This window comes from Chitinophaga cymbidii (genome assembly GCF_007992715.1).
Taxonomy (GTDB): Bacteria; Bacteroidota; Bacteroidia; order Chitinophagales; family Chitinophagaceae; genus Chitinophaga; species Chitinophaga cymbidii.
Genome location: NZ_BKAU01000001.1, coordinates 1,828,758 through 1,848,401, shown reverse-complemented (window position 1 = coordinate 1,848,401; position 19,644 = coordinate 1,828,758). Strand labels below are relative to the sequence as shown.

Below are 19,644 nucleotides of genomic sequence, written 5' to 3'. Positions count from 1 at the left end.
TTTCTTTTACCACTTTTCATCCTCGTCAAGGCTCAGCGGGTCCGGTAACAGGCGGAACGACCTCCGGTGGTAGGGCGTATCTCCATGTTCCCGGATGGCATCCCGGTGCTGGCGGGTCGGGTATCCTTTATTCTCCCTCCAGCCATAGTGCGGGAATTGTTCGTGCAACTGGTGCATATATTCATCCCGGTAAGTTTTGGCCAGGATAGAAGCTGCCGCTATGGATGCATATTTACCGTCGCCCTGGATAACGCAGGTATGCGGGATATTGCCGTAGGGATGAAAACGGTTACCGTCTATCAGTAACATCTGGGGCTGTAGCAATAATCGTGCCAAAGCTTCGTGCATGGCCTTGAACGAGGCTTTCAGGATGTTGATCCTGTCTATTTCCTCATTGCATACGCTGGCTACCGCGTACGCGATCGCTTCCCTTTCGATCACCACTCTCAACATATCCCGGTCGCTTTCTTTCATCTGCTTGGAATCGTTGAGCAGGGGGTGGCGAAAATCCCTTGGCAATATTACCGCGGCGGCAAACACGGGTCCCGCGAGGCAACCTCTTCCGGCTTCGTCGCAGCCGGCTTCCGTCAATGCATCCTGGTAATATGGCAGTAACAAGTTAACAGTTTTTGTCGGCGCTAAAATTACAAAATCAAAGGGATTGACAAAAATCATCCCGCTGCTCTCCGATTTACCCCTAATTTTGCAGGGTTTATGGAGATACAGCAAAATAAGCAGAACAAAGCTATTGTCATCTGGCTTTTTACGGGCGTGGCCATGATCATTGTGCAGGTGTTGCTGGGCGGGATCACGCGGCTGACGGGCTCGGGCCTTTCCATCACGGAGTGGAAACCCATTCTGGGCGCGTTGCCGCCGATGAACGAGGATGCCTGGAAAGCGGCTTTTGAAAAGTACAAGGAGATTGCGCAATATAAATATGTGAACAGCCATTTTGAGCTGGCCGATTTTAAATGGATCTATTTCTGGGAATGGCTGCACCGCAACTGGGCGCGGCTGATCGGCGTTGTTTTCGCGGTGCCTTTCATTTATTTTATCGTTAAGAAGAAGATCGACAAAAGCATGATCAACCCCATGATCGTCCTTTTCCTGCTTGGCGGGCTGCAGGGGCTGATCGGTTGGGTGATGGTGCAGAGCGGGCTGAACGAGGAAGACCTGTATGTGAGCCATATTCGTTTAGCCATTCACTTTATGGCGGCGCTCGGCTTGCTCTGGTACACGCTCTGGTTTGCGCTGAAGCTGAGCATTCCGCCACAGCAGACCGTTTCCGCTCCCTCCCTCCGGAAACTCTCCGGCTGGATACTGGGCTTGCTGACGCTGCAGCTGATCTACGGCGCTTTCATGGCCGGGCTCCACGCGGCGCTGGCGGCGAGCACCTGGCCCACCATCAACGGCATGTGGTGGCCGGCGGGCATGTTCGCGCAGGGCGGTTTCCTGGAAGATATTACGCACAACCAGATCACCATTCAATTCATTCACCGCGGACTGGCTTACCTGCTAACCCTGCTGATCGCCATCTGGTACATTAAAAGCCGGGTATATCCGCAGCTGACCGCCGTTCGCGCAATAGCGCTGCTGGTAGTGCTGCTGCAGGTTTTCCTGGGTGTGCTGACCGTGATGAACAGCGACGTGAAAATTCCCCTGGGCTTTGCGCTCGCCCACCAGTTCACCGGCATGCTCCTGCTCATGGTGATGGTCTGGGCGCGGTATCTGACAAAAAAATAAATTACGAATTTGTTTATTATATAAATCCTTACGTTATTCGTAGCGGATAATTCGTAATTTAATTTAGTGAAACGATTCTGGTCAAGGACCTTCTATTCTTTCCCTATTCAGCTCCTGCTGCTGCATTTCCGCAAGTACCAGGTACTGCTGATCTTCTGGGCCATTCTATTCAGCACCATCAATGGCGGCTTTGCCAAGCTGTTCGGCGGAGATGCGCTGTTCCTGGCGCCGGAATACCTGGGCAAAGTGAACTTCTACAGCACCACGGTACTGGGCGTTGCCTCCGCTGTTTTCACCATGAGCTGGAACATCACCACCTTCATCCTGCACAGCGGCCGCTTCAAATTCCTCGCTACCACCTCGCAGCCTTTTTTCCGCTACTGCCTCAATAATTCCATCATCCCCACTCTTTTCCTGCTTTGCCTGCTCTGGCGCGGATGGCAGTACCAGCGCTGGCAGGAACTGAATACCATCCCGCAGATATTATTGCTGGCGGAAGGTTTTATCTGCGGATATCTCGCAGTGATCTTCTTTTCCTTTTTCTATTTTTTCAATGCGGACAAAAATATCGGCCGCAGGCTGATGAAGAAGTTCGGCAACCCGCGCAACTTCCTACGTACGGTGATGAAGCCCAACCAGGAAAGAGACGAGAACGCGCTGCCGGTCATCAATTACTTTTCCAGCCCCTGGCGCATCCGGCGCGCCCGCAATGTTGACCATTACAACAAACATTATCTTGATAACATCTTCCGGCAGCATCACTTCGCGGCCATCATCACCGTCGGCCTCGCGCTGCTGTTCCTCGTGGTCATGGCCTACCTGATGGACTACAATGCTTTCCGCATTCCCGCCGGCGCCAGCGTGCTGATCTTCTTTGCATTCCTGATCGGCGTGGCCGGCGCATATGCCTACCTGCTGGAAAGCTGGGCCATCCCTGTGCTGGTGGTGCTGATACTCGGGTTGAACTGGATGGTGACGAACCAGTGGATCGACAACCGCAACAAGGCGTACGGACTGAATTACCGGGACAAGGAAGACCGGCCGGAATATAGTGTGCATCACCTGCAGGAGTTTTTTACAGCGCCCCGCAGCGAGGCGGATGAAAAGCATACCCTGCAGATCCTCGAAAACTGGAAAGCCAAATTCCCCGCGGGCACGAAACCTCCGCTGATCATCATCAACACCAGCGGCGGCGGCAGCCGTTCCGCGGCATGGACGATGAACGTACTGCAGCGGTACGACAGCTTGCTGCATGGCCGCCTGCTCAAACATACCATGCTGATGACGGGCGCTTCCGGCGGCATGCTTGGCGCTACCTATTTCCGCGAGCTATACCTCCGGAAGCTCAACAGCAACCTGCCTACTTCACGGAACCTGTACGACAGCCTCTATTGTGAAAAGATCTCCCGCGACCTGCTCAATTCCGTGTTCAGCTCCTTTGCCGTAAACGATTTTATCACGCCGTTCCGGCACTTCAGCATCGGCCAGAACACCTACGCGAAAGACCGTGGGTACGCCTTTGAAATGCAGCTCAACATCAACACGGACAATGTGCTGAACAAAACCGTGGGCGCCTACCGCGAAGCGGAATACCAGGCGCGGATACCCATGCTGATCTGGTGCGCGACCATCAATGCGGACGGGCGCCGGCTGCTGATCTCCCCGCAACCGGTCAGCTACCTCTGCGCGGCGGACTACCGCTATCCTACCCGCAGCATGCGCGATGTGGACGGCGTGGATTTCCTGCAGTTCTTCTCACGGCAGCATGCGGACCAGCTGAAGGTGACGAGCGCGATCCGCATGAGCGCTACATTCCCTTACGTGCTGCCAAACGTTTTTCTCCCCAGCAACCCTATCGTAGATGTGATGGACGCGGGCATCCGCGATAACTTCGGGCAGGAAACGAGCCTGCGCTTTTTGTATACGTTCCGCAACTGGATCAATGAAAACACCGGCGGTGTGGTGTTCCTACAGATCCGCGACACCCGCAAGAACGATGTAACGCCCATCAAACAGCATAAAGACCTCAGCGACCTCCTCTTTGAGCCGCTGTTCTCCATGCAGGCCCACTGGATGTCTATGCAGGATTTCCACCAGGACCACCTGATCAATTACATGGAAGGATATTTCCCCGGCAAGTTCAAACGCCTCATTTTCCAGTATGTGCCGCAGCAGGCAGACAAAGCGGCCGCGCTTAGCTGGCACCTGACGCCGCGCGAGAAGCAGGACATTGCAAGGGCGCTGGACAACCCCGCGAACCAGCAGGCTTTCCGGCTGCTGCAGGAAGCCCTGCCGGCGGTCACTGCAGAAAAGTTATCAGCGGACCGATAAACCGCGAAAACGCTTCGATATGCGGCAAATGGCCTACGCCTTCCAGCTCCACCAGCCTTGACTGTGGAATTTTCTTTGCCGTACTGCGGCCCAGTTCCGGGTAATTCCCCAGCTTTTCCCGCACCGCTTCCGGCGCACTGGCCTTGCCCAGCGCCGTGCGGTCGCGCTGACCGATGATGAGCAGCACCGGCATTTTGAGGTTTTCAAATTCATAAACCACGGGCTGCGTGAAGATCATGTCATAGGTCAATGCCGCGTTCCAGGCTACTTTGGGGTAATCGGGATGCGCCGTCCACCCCGCGAGCAGCCGCGCCCATTTATCGTACGCGGGGCTCCACTGGCCGGCGTAATAATTCGTCAGCTGGTATTGTTTGATCTTTTCAAAATTCTGCGACAGCTCGTTTTTATACCACTGGTCCACGGACTGGTAAGGCACCACCCTTTTCCAGTCTTCCAGCCCGATGGGATTTTCGAGGATGAGCTTTTCCGTGATCTCCGGGTACATCAGCGCGAAGCGGGTGGCCAGCATCCCGCCCATGGAATGCCCCAGCACGGCCGTTTTGGTAATGCCGAGGGAATCCAGCAGTCCCCTGGTTTGCTGCGCGAGCAACTGGAAGGAATATTGCAGATGGGCGGGCTTGGAAGACTTGCCAAACCCCACCTGGTCCGGCATGATCACGCGGAACCCGCTTGCAGCAAGGGCTGCGGCCGTGCTGTCCCAATACGCGCCATTGAAATTCTTGCCATGCAACAGCATCACCGTTTTCCCGCTCGCCTTCGCCGGCTGCAAATCCATATACGCCATCCGCAACTGCTGTCCCTGGGCGTGAACGGTATAAAATTTAACAGGATAAGGATAGCGGTAAGTGCTCAGGTCGGCGTCCAGCGGTTTTAACTCCTGGGCTTTTACAGCGGATGCTGCCAGCAGGAGGCCCATCAAACCATATAAAAATCTCATAATTAATTGATTATAAATGAGTAATGTCCACCGCAAATATGATGCCCGTCCGGACTGTAATTTCACAGTTATTTAAGACGTGTTTGCATCAAAGTTTCCTTATTATTCGTACCTTTGCGCCTCTTTTAGGGCCGCCGGGAAAAAAAGCGGCTGAAACACACAACTCACATGCAAATTAGAAACATCGCCATTATTGCGCACGTAGACCACGGTAAAACTACCCTGGTGGATAAAATCCTCCACTCTACAAACGTTTTCCGTTCCAACCAGGAAACGGGAGAGCTGATAATGGATAACAACGACCTGGAAAAGGAACGTGGTATCACCATCTTCAGCAAGAACGCCTCTGTAGTGTACAAGGATGTGAAGATCAACGTGATCGACACCCCCGGCCACGCCGACTTCGGCGGAGAGGTGGAGCGCGTATTGAAAATGGCGGATGGCGTGATCCTGCTGGTGGACGCTTTTGAAGGCCCCATGCCGCAGACCCGCTTCGTACTGCAGAAAGCGCTGAACCTGAACCTGAAGCCCATTGTGGTGATCAATAAAGTGGACAAAGCAAACTGCCGTCCCGATGAAGTGCACGACGCCGTGTTCGAACTGTTCTTCAACCTGGACGCTACCGAAGAGCAGCTGAACTTCCCGACCTACTACGGCTCCGGCAAGAACGGCTGGTTCAACGATTCACTTACCCCCCGCGAAGACATTCTGCCGCTGCTCGACGGTATCCTCGAGCACGTGCCGGAACCCAAAATATCCGAAGGCTCCCTGCAAATGCAGATCACTTCCCTGGATTACTCCACCTTCCTCGGCCGTATCGCCGTAGGTAAAGTAACCCGCGGAAAGATCGCGGAGAACCAGCCCATCTCCCTCGTACAGGCAGACGGCTCCATCAAGAAATCCCGCGTACGCGAACTGTACGTGTTCGAATCCCTCGGCAAGAAGCGTGTAACAGAAGTGCAGCCCGGTGATCTTTGCGCGGTAGTGGGACTGGAAGATTTCGGCATCGGCGACACCATCGCTGATTTCGAGAACCCCGAAGCACTGCCGGTGATCAGCGTGGACGAGCCGACCATGAATATGCTGTTCAGCATCAACAACTCTCCTTTCTTCGGTAAAGACGGCAAGTTCGTGACCTCCCGCCACCTGCGCGACCGCCTGGTGAAAGAAACGGAAAAGAACCTGGCGCTGCGCGTAGTAGATACGGATTCGGCGGACAGCTTCCTGGTATATGGCCGCGGTATCCTTCACCTGGGCGTGCTCGTGGAAACCATGCGCCGCGAAGGTTATGAGCTGACCGTAGGCCAGCCGCAGGTGATCCTGAAACAAATAGACGGCAAAAAATGTGAACCGTACGAAACCCTGGTAGTAGACGTTCCGCAGGAATTCGCTTCCAAGGTGATAGACCTGGTGACCCGCCGCAAAGGTGAGATGCTCATCATGGAAACGAAAGGTGAAATGCAACACCTGGAGTTCGAGATCCCTTCCCGCGGCCTGATCGGTCTCCGTACGCAAATGCTGACCAATACTGCCGGTGAAGCCGTAATGGCCCACCGCTTTAACGACTATAAACCCTGGAAAGGCCCCATCCCCGGCCGCAACAACGGTGTGCTGATCGCAAAAGAAGGCGGTACCACCACGGGGTATTCACTGGATAAATTACAGGACAGGGGATCGTTCTTCGTAGATCCGGGAGAAGAGGTGTACAGAGGTATGATCATCGGCGAGAACAACAAGCCTGGTGACCTGGTGGTAAACCCGAACGAAGGCAAGAAACTGACAAACATGCGTGCGAGCGGTAGTGATGCTGCCACCAACATTGCGCCCAAGATATTGATGACGCTGGAAGAATGTATGGAGTACATTCAGCAGGACGAGTGCATTGAGGTGACGCCGAACCATACGCGCATGCGTAAGACCATCCTGGACGAAGAAGAAAGGAAGAAGTTCCAGAAGCTGATGAAAGCGGAAGAGGTAGGTTAAGCAATTCAGATTTAAAGGATATAAAACCGGGTGTTATGCCCGGTTTTTTTTATGATTCGTTTTCGATGACGGACGGATCACATCCCCGGCAATCCCATCCCGCCAAGCATCCCCCCGGCAACGTTCTTCATCTCGCTGTCCCACGCATTCTCCGCATTCTTCAAAGCGCGGTTCAGGGCGGTAATGAGCAGGTCTTCCAGTTCCTCTTTCTTCTCCGCCAGCAAAAGCGAAGGATCTACCTCCAGGCTTTTCACTTCGCGGTTACCGGTCACGATCACCTTTACCAGGCCACTGCCGGCCTCCCCTTCCACGGTGATGTGTTTCAGGCGCTCTTTACTGTCATTCATTTTCTGCTGCGCCTCCTGCAGCTTTCCAAACAGATCTCCGAACATATTGATAGGTTTCGGGCAAAGATATATATTTCCTCCGCGGCGGCAGAATACGTATCTTGGCGAATTATGATAACCACATCAGTATGTATTATCGGCGCAGGCCCGGGTGGCGCAACGGCGGCGCTGCAGCTGGACCGCCTGGGGATTTCCTGCGTGGTCGTGGACAAGGCTGTTTTTCCCCGCGACAAGGTCTGCGGAGACGGCCTGAGCGGCAAAGTGATCACCGGCCTGGAAAAGATCGATAAAGGCATCGCGGAACGCCTGCGGCAGTTCATTGAAAAAGAGAACAGCTGGGGCGTGACCTTCGTTTCCCCCGGCCGCCAGCGCCTCGACGTTCCCTACAAACCGAACTACAACAAAACACAGGACGCCCCCATCGGCTTCGTCTGCAAACGCATCCACTTCGACAACTTCCTGGTGGACGAACTGAAACGCAGTCCAAATATTCGTTTATTCGAAGGCGTTAGCATCGATAAATATACACAGGAAGAAGACGGTTACCTCCTCTCCGACGCAAAAGGGACCTTCACCGTGAAAGCGGACCTCATCATCATCGCCAACGGCGCGCATTCCTCCTTCACCCGCGACGTAGCAGGCATCCGCATGGAACCGAAATACTACGCGGCCGGCATCCGCGCCTATTACAAAGGCGTGAAGGGCATGCATGCGGACAGCTTCATAGAACTGCACTTCCTGAAAAACCTGCTGCCGGGCTATCTCTGGATCTTCCCGCTGCCAAACGGCGAAGCCAATGTAGGCATGGACATGCTGAGTGACGCCGTGCGCGACCGGAAAGTAAACCTGAAAACACTCCTCACGGATACACTGAAGCAGGACCCGATCTTTGCGGAACGCTTCCGCGATGCTGAAATGACCAGCAGCCTGGATGGCTACGGCCTCCCGCTCGGCTCCCGGAAACGCCGCCTTTCCGGCGAACGCTACATGCTCGTGGGCGATGCCGCTTTCCTGATCGATCCGTTTACGGGCGAAGGCATCGGCAATGCCGTGTACAGCGGCGCCATTGCGGCAAAACAGGCCGCCGCCTGCCTGGAAGCCGGCAATTTTTCCGGCGAAGCGATGATGGCATATGATGAAAGCGTATACCGCGTGCTTGGCCCGGAACTGAAGCTCAGCCACCGTTTGCAGCAGCTGGTAAGATATCCCCGCCTGTTCAACTGGCTGATGAAAATGGGCATGAAAAATAAACAACTGAAGGACGTGATCTCCTGCATGTTCTATGAAGTAGACCTTCGCAAGAAGCTCACCAGGCCGTCTTTTTACTTCAAACTTTTATTGAACCGATGAAATTTCCATCCCTGCTGATCACCTGCTTTTTCGCGGCAAACGTTTACGCACAAACGCCGTTATACGAAGAGAAGAACGGGCAACTGCGCCTGACCACCGAAGGCGCCATGCATTTTGCACAGCTGCCGCTGAAGTGCATGCAGCACGAGTTCCCCTACAAAACGGGCATCGTGTTCCCCGACACTTCCCTGATCAAATCGCCCAAAACCTATCACCCTGCATTTTATGGCTGCTTCGACTGGCACAGCAGCGTGCATGGCCACTGGATGCTGATACGGTTATTAAAGACCTTTCCGGACATGCCGAATGCCACGCTGATACGAAAAAAGCTGGCGGAAAATCTCTCCGCCGAAAACATCCGCACAGAACTGGAGATCTTCCGGAGCAAGGATAACAAAGGCTTTGAACGGATCTACGGCTGGAGCTGGCTGCTGCAATTGCAGTCCGAGCTGATCACCTGGAACGATCCGATGGCCAGGGAACTACGGCGCAACATCGCGCCGCTGGCGTGGTTCTTCAGCAAGGCCTACCAGGATTTCCTCAAAAAGATCGCTTACCCGATCCGTGTGGGCGAGCATACCAACCTGGCCTTTGGCCTGCGCCTGGCCTGGGATTACGCAAGCCTCACGAAAGATACCGCCTTGCAATCCTCCATCCGCGATGCCGCGATGCGCTTCTATGCAAAGGACCGTGATTGTCCCGCTGCCTGGGAACCGGGTGGCTACGACTTCCTCTCTCCCTGCCTCGAAGAAGCGGACCTGATGTGGCGGATATTGCCGGCCGGCGAATACCAGCGCTGGGTAAAAGCATTTCTGCCCGGACTGTTCGAAAAAGAAACATCACTGTTCCAGACCGCTACCGTGAATGACCGTACGGACGGCAAGCTGGTGCACCTGGACGGCCTGAATCTGAGCCGCGCGTGGTGCCTCTACGGCATTGCACGGCACGCCGGCGCCAATAGCGGCGCCATCCGGGAAATGGCCAACCGCCACCTGCATGCAGCCCTGCCGCATGTAGCCAGTGGCGACTATGCCGGTGAACACTGGCTGGCCACTTTCGCCGTATATGCGTTGACGGTAGAATACTAGTTTACGATATATTTTATCTCATGCGCCTTTATCCCTTCCTGCTAAGCCTCCTGCTGCTCCCTGCGCTGCTGTGCGCACAGGGCAGGAACTTTTCCACCGCGCCGGCACCAGCCTGGCTGGTGCCCTATCAGCCGGACCTCACGCGCAGGGCCAATCTGAAAGAGATCAGCGAAGGATATTACCAGCTGCTGTTCGAAGAGCAGCGGCATGTGGAAAAGCAGACCGTTTACCGCCATATCATCCGCCAGATCGTGTCGGAAGCGGGGATTCAGAACGGCTCGGAGATCACCGTGGAATATGACCCTTCCTACGAAAAGCTGCAGTTTCACCAGGTGGTCATCCGCCGCAACGGCCAGGTCATCAACCGGCTGGACCCCTCCAAATTCAAGGTGCTGCAGCAGGAAACGGAATTGTCCATGTTCATCTACAGCGGCATCCACAGCGCCTATCTCATCGTGGAAGACGTGCGCAAAGGCGACCAGATCGAATACGCCTATTCCATCATCGGCGAAAACCCCATCTACAAAAACAAATTCAGCCATACGTTCTACTTCACCGCTTATGAGCCGATCATGAATTTTTACAAGACGATGCTGGTCAGTCCATCCCGGCAGCTGTCTTTTAAAAAGATCAACGGCTCGCCGGAACCGGAAAAAAGAAATTATAACGGCCTGGTGCTGTATGAATGGGACCTGCAGGATACCGTTCACATAACGGACGACGATCGGGGAAACCTTCCGCGCTGGTATACCAGTTATCCGCATACGCAGGTCAGCGAGTTTCAGAACTGGAAAGAGGTGGCGGAATGGGGCCTGCAGGTAAGCAACATCCCGCTGTCCGGCCCGGAGATCAACGCGCGGGTGGCCTCGCTTAAAAAACAGGCGGACGGCAGCAAGGAAAAATACCTGCTGGCCGCTATCCGCTTTGTGCAGGACGATATCCGGTACATGGGCATTGAAATGGGCGAATACTCGCATCAGCCGAACGCCCCGGAGAAAGTCTGCAAACAGCGCTTCGGCGACTGCAAGGATAAATCCCTGCTGCTCTGCGCCCTGCTCCGCGCCGTGGGCATCGAAGCCGATATGGCCTACGTGCACACCGAATACCGCGATAAAATAGCCGGCAAGCTGCCCAGCCCGGACCGCTTCAATCACGCGATCACCCGCATCCGCCTCCATGACGATACGTACTGGGTAGACGCCACGGCCAGCTACCAGCGCGGCCGGCTGAAAGACCGGTATAATCCCGCATACGGACTGGCGCTGGTGATTACGGATACCACCACAAGCCTTTCGCAGATACCGGTCAGGAAAACCGGCGGCATCTTCGCGGAAGAGAATATAACACTACCGGATACACGAAATGGCGAAGCCATGCTGGAAGTCAGCACCGAGTACTCCGGGTATCATGCGGACAACCTGCGCAACCTTCTCGCGGAGCAAAGCCGGAACAGTCTGCAAACTTCCTACAGGGATTTCTATTCTGATCTGTATGGCGATGCGGAGCTGGAAGATTCTATGAGCATTGCAGATGATGAAGTGGAGAATATCATCCGGGTGAAGGAGCGCTACCGGATCAGCAACCCCTGGAAAGCAGACAGCCTGCAGCCTGACCTCTGGGTTTTCAACACCTCCGCGCATCTGCTGACGGACAAGATCGTAAGTACGGACGACAGCCGCACGGAGCCGCTGGGCCTCCCCTATCCCTGCAACATCAAACAGTACATCCACATCAAATTCCCGAAAAAATGGAGCCTGGCCGATCCTCCTTTGTCCATCAAACAAGCGGCATACGATCTCACCTTCGCGCCCAAAGTATATGAAAACTCCGTATCGCTGCAATACCAGCTCGTTACGCTGAGGGATCATCTGCGGCCGGACGAGATAACGCAATACGTGCGGGATATGAACAAGCTGCAAAAGCTGTGCGGGTTCCGCTTTACCTGGAAGCCTGGTGCAGTGGGGAAAACCGTGGGTGGCGGCCTTAACTGGATGGTATTGGGCGTAGCGATCGCCTGCACGGCTTTGTTTATCTATGGATGCCGGCGCTTTTACCGGCGTTCCGTGCCGCAGGTATATCCCACGCAGGAGCCGTGGGACATCACACGCGGCATGGTGGTGATCGGGTTTTTCGTGGTGTTGTACCCGTTAGTTATGTTCGCAACGGTGCTGGACATGGAAACGTTTCAGAACCGGTACTGGATAAACCTGTATGCCTCCAATCCCGGCAGGAACATTTCAGTGATACAGCTATTGATGCTGGCGGAAGCCGTGTTCGCGGTTTTTATGCTGGTGCTCGCCGGCTTTGTGGTGCTCCTGTTCTTCCGGCGCCGCGATCTTTTCCCGCGCACTTTCAGTTTTCTGCTGATCTTCAGCCCCGCGGCCATGATACTGGATTATGTGCTGACGGATCTCCTGCAGGGCGGCAGCTACCTGGCGCTTCACAACAAAGACCTTGTATTGCCCGTGGTGTCCGCCGCGTTCTGCGTGCCTTACCTGCTTACTTCCGAACGGTCGAAACACACATTTGTAGTGCCCTATGAAGAAGAAAACGGGGCCTGACAAGACCCCGTTTCCGTATTATTGGTAGTCGATCGTTTCCGAATCGAAGATCACCACTTTTTCCCAAAGATGCTCGCAGTTCTTGATAAACTCAAGATGGATGGGCGCTTCCTGGTAAAGGTCATGGCCGGCCTTGTCGTTGAACACCGTGAGCAGGCAGTAGCTGTAGCTTTTATCGATCACCGGGCGGTCTGTGCCCGCCGGTTTGCCTACGTTGAACACCAGCAGGCTTTCAATTTTACCGAGCGTGCTCACACCGTCCTCAAACTTCTTTACGTCTTCCGGAGAAAGGCCCGGTTTCAGATAAAAATTTACAACGTGCACGAATTTTTTTGTTGCGGGCATGGCTAATGTATTTTGAACGGGAGACAAGTTAGCTTTTCCGTCCTGAAAAGTCAAGCTGTCCTGCTGCGCAGCCTCTTTGGGAGCGCTCTGGCAGGCGGCAAGGGTGAATAAAACGATAAGGGCTTTTTTCATTGTCCAGTATTTGATGATTGAAGTGTTTACATTCCGGCGATATGCTTTTTCACGGCGAACAGGTTCACGAGATACACCAGCACCAGGATGGTCACGGCAGCCGCGAAGGTGATCACACCCGGCAGCGAGGGCACGAACATCTGGTGTTTGGCCAGCAGCCCCGCTGCCCACCACTGCAGCCCTGCCACCAGCACCAGTGCCAGCAGGCCGATCACAATGTAAAGCGGCACGAACTGTTTGAGCAGGTAGCGCTGCAATTGCCGCGGCGCCGCGCCCAGCGTGATCAGCAGCCGTATTTCCTTTTTACAGGAAGCGATCACCAGCTGAATGAACATGCTGAACACCAGCAGGGCGAACATCAGCAATACAATGCCGAAGAACCCTACCACGCTTACGATCGTCTGCACGATCACGCGGACTTTGCTGTATTTGGTCTTTTCCTTGTTGGTGGAATAGCCGTGTTGGTCCAGGTAATCCGTCAGCACGGGATTGCTGGGGTCTTTTGTTTTGATGATCACCCGCGAAGGTGGTTTCGCCTGTCCTTCCCCGTAAACGCTGTTCGCCCACTCCATGAAAGACAAAGGCACCAGCACGGTAGAGATCCTGTCTGAAAACCCTACGATGCGCCCGTTGAACTGGCTGCTGCGCATGCCCTGGCTGATGACGATGCCGGGTGAGAGGGAAGACACGGTTTCTTCGGAGAACTGCGGGATGTTGTTGCCCATCGCAAAACCGAAGTTGAACATATCCAGGAAATCGCTGGGCACGATCACAGGCACTTCCTGCTGGCCCTGCTGCCATTTCCATTGGTCCGTTTTCACATCAATAAAACTGTCCGGCACCGCTTCAAAGAAAAGCTCGGTGGAAAAGCCCAGCTGGTTCGCCACCATTTTTACATTGTAAGCGCCCGCTGTGATAACGCCGAAGTCATCTACAAAAGGCTGCTTTTTAAAATCGTCGATCTCCGCGGGCGTAAATGTGCTCAGCGCGTTATTGCCCATCATTTCATTGGTGATCGTTTTATTGATCACCAGAAAGTCCGCCCGCTCATTCTGGTTGCGTTCGCCATAAAGCAGCTCATTGAAATTATGATGTACCTGCAGCGCCACCAGGATGAGCAGCATGGCTATTCCCAGGCCGACGGCCGCCATGAGGAAGCGCCCTTTTCCAACGCCGGTGCGGATGATCTTTTTCAGTATCTGGTAAAAATGCATGGCTAAAGAAGATAGGTCACTTGGTAATCAAAATGGTTATCGTGGTCCAGGTCCGTGAGCACAAAGCCCGCATTGCGGGCGCGGCATTCCTCGGCGATCAGCTTCGCCGCCTTTTCCGTATTGGCTTCGTCCAGGTGGCTGAAAGGCTCGTCCATCATCAGCCATTGAAACGGCTGCATCAGCGCGCGGATGATGGCGATGCGCTGCTTTTCGCCGTAGGACAAAGTGGCGCTGCTCTGGTTCAGCACATGGCTGACCCCGAGGCGGTCCGCCATTTCGCGAATCTTTTCCTGCGGATGGTAAGGCTGCGGGCTCATCACTCTTTTCAGCTCGATGTTTTCCAGCGCTGTCAGCTGATCGAACAGGCGCAGGTCCTGGAACACCACGCTGATCTGTTGCTGCCGGATGGCCGCCAGCTGATCTTTGCTGAAGGAAGACCAGGGCTTTCCATCCACCGAAATGCTGCCGGTATAATCGTAACGGATATTATAGAGATAGTGCACCAGCGTGGTTTTGCCGGTGCCCGAGGGCGCTTTTATCTTGATGGTCTGTGCGGGCAGGAAACGGATGTCGCGGTTCCAGATGTCCGACTGCTGCTGTAGCACTTTTTCACGCAGCGGAACGGGCACCACCGCAGAAAGCTGGATCTCCATGTTATCTGTTTGATGGGCGATGAAGAATAAATATAAAGTAAAATACGGGCAAATAAAAAGAGGATGTCGCAGCCTGGACATCCTCTTTTCTATAACATCGGATATTTTTATTGAGCTGGTACCGCAATGGCAGAATCCACGATGGCCGTTGTAGTGTCGGTTACTGGTTCGCCCCACATCGCATCTTCTTCCGCTTTCTTCGCCATGTAGTAGTTGTACATTTTGGTGGTGAAGTTGGTGATCTGCACGAGCGTGTTCTGATTTTCGTTCTTGAAATTCAGTTCCAGTACGGATTTCTGTGTTTTTCCGCTGGAAGGCTCGGTTACCACGGTGAAATCTTTCAGCAGACCTTTCAGATCGTTCAGCACGCTGTCCGGCAGCTTCATTTCTTCCGCGGGAATGTTGTTCACCAGTTTTTCCACGCTCAGGTACATGCTCATTACGCTTCCTTTCGTTTTGCTCAGCACACTGCTTTCCACGTTGGCCTTGCCTTTACCGGCATCGTAAGCAGAGAGCAGGGATGCGTCTGAAGCAGCCAGGATGCGTTTGTCGTTGATAGACACGGCAACGGGACCGAGCGGCTGGTTCGGCACGTACTCCTCACCTTGTTTGGTGAACATTTGTCCCACCATCGGGGAGTTCATTACTTTTTCAAAAGCGGCTTTATCGCCCACCTTCATATTGAATACCCATTTCAGTTCGGGCTTGGTCACTTTATAGGAAGAGTCCCATTCGGAGGGCTGGCTTTTCACGGAGAAGTCAGAGCCGATGAGCGCCAGTTCGCCTTTGAAGGCTTTCAGGATATCGTCCAGCGTAAGACCGGCTTCCGCCAGGCCCACGTTCGCGAGGCCGTCCATTCCAACGAGCTTGATGATATCGCCGATCATGCGGAGGTCGAAGTTCAGCAGCGCAAAACCGAAGATATCCTCTGAAGGATAGTTTTCCAGCATGCTGATGTTCACTTTCTCCATCGGGTATTTCTTCATGATATCCTGCATTTCCTTGCCGGCGTAAGAGAGGCTGTTCACCCGGATCTTGCCGTTTTCGAAATGCACGGCGGCTGTCTGGAAAGAGCCGGCGGTGAGCTTTTTCATATTGTTGGACATGAGCGCTCCCATACCGGTAGGCGTACCGGGATTGAAGGCATAGATCTGCTCGCTGCTCATCCAGAATACCACGTCTCCTTTTTCTTTGTGTACCGCTTTGAAAGACTCAACGCCCGCAATGGATTCGTCCGCTTTCATATGGAAGAGGTTATTCAGTATGTCGGTAGCGCTTTTCTCGTCCAGCCCGCCGGGGGTCTGATCTCTGCCGCCAAAGCGGGCGCTGTTCGGGTCGAAGCCGAAAATGCCGATGACCATGTTCTTGTCGAAACCCAGCACACCATTGCCATTTTCATCCGCTACATATTTAAAGTCGGTACCGGCTTTTACTTCTTTCTTTGATTTTTCCTTGATGAACGCTTCGAATTTGGAAGCGTCTTTCAGGGCAGCGTATGCAGCAATATAAGCCGGTCCGCTTTCACCGGGCACCATGGCGACATACACATCGCTTTGCAGGTCCACGCCGGAATTTTCCGCTTCCTTCATGGCTTTTGTCATTGCGTTGCTGGTATCTTTCTGCTGGAGGGATTCGAAGAGCTTTTCCACAGTGAGGCCTTCTGTCACCAGCTTTTGCTGTATTTGTTTGGAGTTGATCCCGAGTACCAGTGCTGCCGATTTCGGAATGTGTTTTCCTTGTTCGGGGGTTTTGGAACATGCGGCTAACAACAGCATGGCGGCTCCGGTCATAGAGAGGAGTGCCCTTGTAAGCGTTCTTTTCATAAAGAGGTGAATGTTAAATGGATTTGAAAATTACGGGTAAAAATACAAGGTTTTTTGCTAATACGTTTAATTTTATTGATATCCGGCAGGAAAGCGGCTACTATCAACAATTTATCTACCTTTGCAAATATTCTGATTTTTAACCATTTACTTACTGAAAGACCGCTAAGCTATGTACCTCATCCTCGTACAATATATCCGCCCGGTGGCGGCTATAGACCACTACATTGACGCGCATAATGCGTTCCTTGAAAAGCAGGCCCGCGAAGGCCGCTTCATTCTTTCCGGCCGCCGCAAGCCCCGCACAGGTGGTATCATCCTTTGCAAGGCCGCCAGCAGGCGGGAGGTAGAAAACATTCTCGCGGAAGATCCGCTCGACAAATTCCAGCTGGCCGTGTACGACATCATCGAGTTCGAGCCGAACACCTTCGAGATGGCCGGCATCAGTTCATGATAAACGAAAATCCACTTTTCTGCGGGGGAGCATCATTATGATTATGCAGGAGGAGCTGGCATTGAAACCTCTTTCATAAGCACTGCAGGGCCTTCATTCTTTCTCCTTGTACTTCTTCTCCGCGTCCTGCGCCTTGTCAAAGTCAAGGATCACGGAATTAATGCAATAGCGCAGCCCTGTTGGCGGCGGGCCATCGTCAAAAACATGGCCCAGGTGGGCCTTGCATCTTCCGCATTCTACTTCTGTTCGCTGCATTCCATGTGAATTGTCCGGTGCATACAGCACACTCGTTTTGCTGACCGGCTGGTAAAAGCTCGGCCATCCGCAGCCGCTTTCGAATTTGGTATCCGATACAAACAGCGGATTACCACATGCTGCGCAATAATAGGTGCCTTGTTCCTTGTGATTCCAGTATTTTCCAGTAAACGCCCATTCTGTGCCTTTTTCGCGGGCAATATCATACACTTCTTTTGATAAAAGGTTTTTCCACTCTGCGTCTGTAAGGTTTACTTTACTAGTATCCGTGCGGGAGTACACCGGATTCTTTTTTTCTTCCATCGATTTGTTTTTAACTCCGTTTTGCGGGTATGTACAATGGCTGGTAAATAAAGTCAGCCCCAAAATTAGAAGATTCCTGGCCCTCATTTCAATCTGTGCTTGTGCGTTAACTATGTTTTAACACCTGGTCAATGTGTCTATACTAAAGGTACGAAACGAACCGGCGTATAGTTTGCCCCGCAGCTCCCGTTAACAATATTTTCCCGAGCGGCACGCCTGGTTTCGCCTGCGTAAAATTTGCTAACTTTACGCCAAAAGGCAGGCAAGTGGCGGATATTATCAATTTGTTACCGGACAACATAGCGAATCAGATAGCAGCGGGCGAAGTTATTCAGCGGCCGGCATCGGCAGTCAAGGAATTGCTGGAAAATGCCGTAGACGCCGGAGCAACGGAAATTCAACTCTTTATAAAAGACGCCGGCAAAGAGCTGGTGCAGGTGATCGACAACGGCAGCGGCATGAGCGAAACGGATGCGCGCATGTGCTTTGAACGTCATGCCACCTCCAAGATCCAGTCCATCGACGATCTTTTCCACATCCGCACCATGGGCTTCCGCGGCGAAGCGCTCGCATCCATTGCGGCGGTATCGCAGGTAGAGCTTAAATCCCGCATGCACACGGAAGAGATCGGCACTTTCATTGAAATAGACAACAGCTTCGTCAAGCGCCAGGAGCCCTGCCAGACCGCCGTGGGCACCAGCATCGCCATGAAGAACCTCTTCTTCAACGTGCCCGCCCGGCGTAACTTCCTGAAAAGCAACGCCGCGGAAATGCGGCATATTGTGGACGAGTTCATCCGCGTAGCGCTCGCTTTCCCGCACCTCCAGTTCTCGCTCAACAGCAACGGCCAGCAAATGTTCCACCTGGAAAAAGGCTCGCTCAAGCAACGGGTGATCGCCATCCTCGGGCAGCATTACAACTCCAAGCTCGTGACCGTGAAAGAAAGCACGGACTACATGAATATCAACGGGTTCGTAGGAAAACCGGAGACCGCCAAGAAAACACGCGGCGACCAGTTCTTCTTCGTCAATAACCGCTTCATCAAAAGCGGATACCTGCATCATGCCGTGATGAACGCCTTCGCCGAAATGATCCCCGCGGAGAACTATCCCCTGTACGTGCTCTTCATTGACCTGGACCCGGCGCATATAGACATCAACGTGCACCCCACCAAGCAGGAGATCAAGTTCGACGACGAAAAGATCCTCTACGCCTTTGTGCAGTCCGCCATCAAACACGCGCTGGCGCAATTCAGCGTAACACCGGCGCTGGACTTCGAGCTGGACCCGGGCATCCAGCAGCTGGATGCCGTCACGCAACCTTTCACCGAGCAAAAGAAAGCGCAGTCCGCCAACACTTCCATCTACAAAACATTCATGCACGCCAACCAGGCGCATGTCATCGACCAGGCCAGCAATCTCCGTCACTGGAAAGACCTTTATGAAGGCCCCCCTGCCCCCGAGAAACCAACGCATGCGCATACGGAAACGGCCTCCGTCATAGACGAGCGCTGGCAGGAAGCCGCCACCGATCACAAAGTGCCGGTACAGGTACACCAGCAATTCATTCTCTCGCAAATAAAATCAGGCTTCATCCTGGTAGACCAGCGCGCCGCGCACGAACGCATTCTCTACGAACGCTATCAGCGCGCCCTGGCCGAAAAACCGATGGCCACGCAGCAAAGCCTCTTCCCGCAAACGCTGGAGCTATTGCCCGCGGACGCCATCATCATCTCGGAAATGCTGCCGGACCTGCAGGCGCTGGGATACGACCTGGAACCCTTCGGCCAGCACACTTTCGTGGTCCGCGGCACACCGGCGGACATACAAACAGGGAATGAACAGGCCAGCATAGAAGGTTTGCTGGAACAATTCAAGCACTTCAGCAACGAACTGAAGCTCAGCCGGCGGGAAAAGCTGGTGCGTTCCATGGCGCGCAATAACGCCATTCCCCCCGGAAGATCGCTCGATACGCGGGAAATGCAGAACATCATCGATGAGCTGTTCGCCTGCTCCACGCCCAATGTTTCCCCGGGCGGGCGGTTCACGTTCATCTCCTTCAAGCTGAATGACCTGGAAAGGATGTTTGAGCGGGGGGCATAGTT

The 19,644-nt window shown here is 53.8% G+C and carries 16 protein-coding genes; 8 read left to right on the top strand and 8 right to left on the bottom strand.

What is annotated here, in order from left to right:
• Positions 1–6: 6 nt before the first annotated feature.
• Entirely contained in the window at positions 7–618 is a 612-nt protein-coding gene (gene rnhB / locus CCY01nite_RS07520) for a ribonuclease HII (RefSeq protein WP_146859298.1), read from the bottom strand.
• 96 nt (positions 619–714) lie between these two features.
• Between rnhB and CCY01nite_RS07515 the strand changes: the two genes are divergently transcribed.
• Both CCY01nite_RS07515 and CCY01nite_RS07510 read left to right on the top strand, forming a co-directional pair.
• Positions 715–1,743 (top strand): COX15/CtaA family protein, encoded by a 1,029-nt coding sequence (locus CCY01nite_RS07515; RefSeq protein WP_146859296.1) that lies wholly within the window; start codon positions 715–717, stop codon positions 1,741–1,743.
• A 66-nt stretch (positions 1,744–1,809) separates the two neighbouring features.
• Positions 1,810–4,074 carry a patatin-like phospholipase family protein gene (locus CCY01nite_RS07510; RefSeq protein ID WP_146859294.1) on the top strand — a complete coding sequence of 755 codons (2,265 nt, stop codon included), beginning with the start codon at positions 1,810–1,812 and terminating at the stop codon, positions 4,072–4,074.
• Here CCY01nite_RS07510 and CCY01nite_RS07505 read toward each other — a convergent pair.
• Entirely contained in the window at positions 4,043–5,032 is a 990-nt protein-coding gene (locus CCY01nite_RS07505; protein ID WP_146859292.1) for an alpha/beta fold hydrolase, read from the bottom strand. The two genes, CCY01nite_RS07510 and CCY01nite_RS07505, sit on opposite strands and share 32 nt — an antisense overlap.
• Positions 5,033–5,200: 168 nt before the next feature.
• Here CCY01nite_RS07505 and typA point away from each other — a divergent pair, with 168 nt between their 5' ends.
• Positions 5,201–7,015, top strand: coding sequence for a translational GTPase TypA (gene typA / locus CCY01nite_RS07500; protein ID WP_146859290.1), 1,815 nt, complete (start codon positions 5,201–5,203; stop codon positions 7,013–7,015).
• A 77-nt stretch (positions 7,016–7,092) separates the two neighbouring features.
• Here typA and CCY01nite_RS07495 read toward each other — a convergent pair whose 3' ends face one another.
• Entirely contained in the window at positions 7,093–7,407 is a 315-nt protein-coding gene (locus CCY01nite_RS07495; RefSeq protein ID WP_146859288.1) for a YbaB/EbfC family nucleoid-associated protein, read from the bottom strand.
• Positions 7,408–7,473: 66 nt separating this feature from the next.
• Between CCY01nite_RS07495 and CCY01nite_RS07490 the strand changes: the two genes are divergently transcribed.
• Genes CCY01nite_RS07490 through CCY01nite_RS07480 form a run of 3 tightly spaced genes read left to right on the top strand, consistent with a single transcriptional unit; the run spans position 7,474 to position 12,361 of the window.
• Complete coding sequence (locus CCY01nite_RS07490) at positions 7,474–8,712, top strand: NAD(P)/FAD-dependent oxidoreductase (RefSeq protein ID WP_146859286.1); 1,239 nt, start codon at positions 7,474–7,476, stop codon at positions 8,710–8,712.
• Positions 8,709–9,800, top strand: a complete 1,092-nt coding sequence (locus CCY01nite_RS07485) for a DUF2891 domain-containing protein (protein ID WP_146859284.1) — start codon at positions 8,709–8,711, stop codon at positions 9,798–9,800. Before CCY01nite_RS07490 ends, CCY01nite_RS07485 begins: the two co-directional genes overlap by 4 nt.
• A 20-nt stretch (positions 9,801–9,820) precedes the next feature.
• A complete protein-coding gene (locus tag CCY01nite_RS07480) occupies positions 9,821–12,361 on the top strand; it encodes a DUF3857 domain-containing protein (RefSeq protein WP_146859282.1) in 2,541 nt (846 codons plus the stop codon).
• Between the two features lie 18 nt (positions 12,362–12,379).
• On the opposite strand, the gene CCY01nite_RS07475 is transcribed toward CCY01nite_RS07480, so the two are convergent.
• The 4 genes from CCY01nite_RS07475 to CCY01nite_RS07460 form a co-directional block, all read right to left on the bottom strand.
• Complete coding sequence (locus CCY01nite_RS07475; protein ID WP_246129878.1) at positions 12,380–12,838, bottom strand: Dabb family protein; 459 nt, start codon at positions 12,836–12,838, stop codon at positions 12,380–12,382.
• A gap of 26 nt (positions 12,839–12,864) precedes the next feature.
• Positions 12,865–14,052, bottom strand: a complete 1,188-nt coding sequence (locus CCY01nite_RS07470) for a transporter (RefSeq protein WP_146859280.1) — start codon at positions 14,050–14,052, stop codon at positions 12,865–12,867.
• 2 nt (positions 14,053–14,054) lie between these two features.
• A complete protein-coding gene (locus CCY01nite_RS07465; RefSeq protein WP_186830956.1) occupies positions 14,055–14,705 on the bottom strand; it encodes an ATP-binding cassette domain-containing protein in 651 nt (216 codons plus the stop codon).
• Positions 14,706–14,812: 107 nt separating this feature from the next.
• Positions 14,813–16,528: a DUF4836 family protein gene (locus CCY01nite_RS07460; RefSeq protein WP_146859275.1), complete on the bottom strand. Its 1,716-nt coding sequence runs from the start codon at positions 16,526–16,528 to the stop codon at positions 14,813–14,815.
• A gap of 172 nt (positions 16,529–16,700) precedes the next feature.
• Here CCY01nite_RS07460 and CCY01nite_RS07455 point away from each other — a divergent pair, with 172 nt between their 5' ends.
• Complete coding sequence (locus CCY01nite_RS07455) at positions 16,701–16,982, top strand: YciI family protein (RefSeq protein WP_146859273.1); 282 nt, start codon at positions 16,701–16,703, stop codon at positions 16,980–16,982.
• A gap of 93 nt (positions 16,983–17,075) precedes the next feature.
• On the opposite strand, the gene msrB is transcribed toward CCY01nite_RS07455, so the two are convergent.
• The gene (msrB, locus tag CCY01nite_RS07450; RefSeq protein ID WP_246129877.1) at positions 17,076–17,540 is read right to left on the bottom strand and encodes a peptide-methionine (R)-S-oxide reductase MsrB; all 465 of its coding nucleotides are present in this window, start codon (positions 17,538–17,540) and stop codon (positions 17,076–17,078) included.
• A 266-nt stretch (positions 17,541–17,806) separates the two neighbouring features.
• Here msrB and mutL point away from each other — a divergent pair, with 266 nt between their 5' ends.
• Positions 17,807–19,642 carry a DNA mismatch repair endonuclease MutL gene (gene mutL, locus CCY01nite_RS07445; protein WP_146859269.1) on the top strand — a complete coding sequence of 612 codons (1,836 nt, stop codon included), beginning with the start codon at positions 17,807–17,809 and terminating at the stop codon, positions 19,640–19,642.
• Positions 19,643–19,644: the final 2 nt, after the last annotated feature.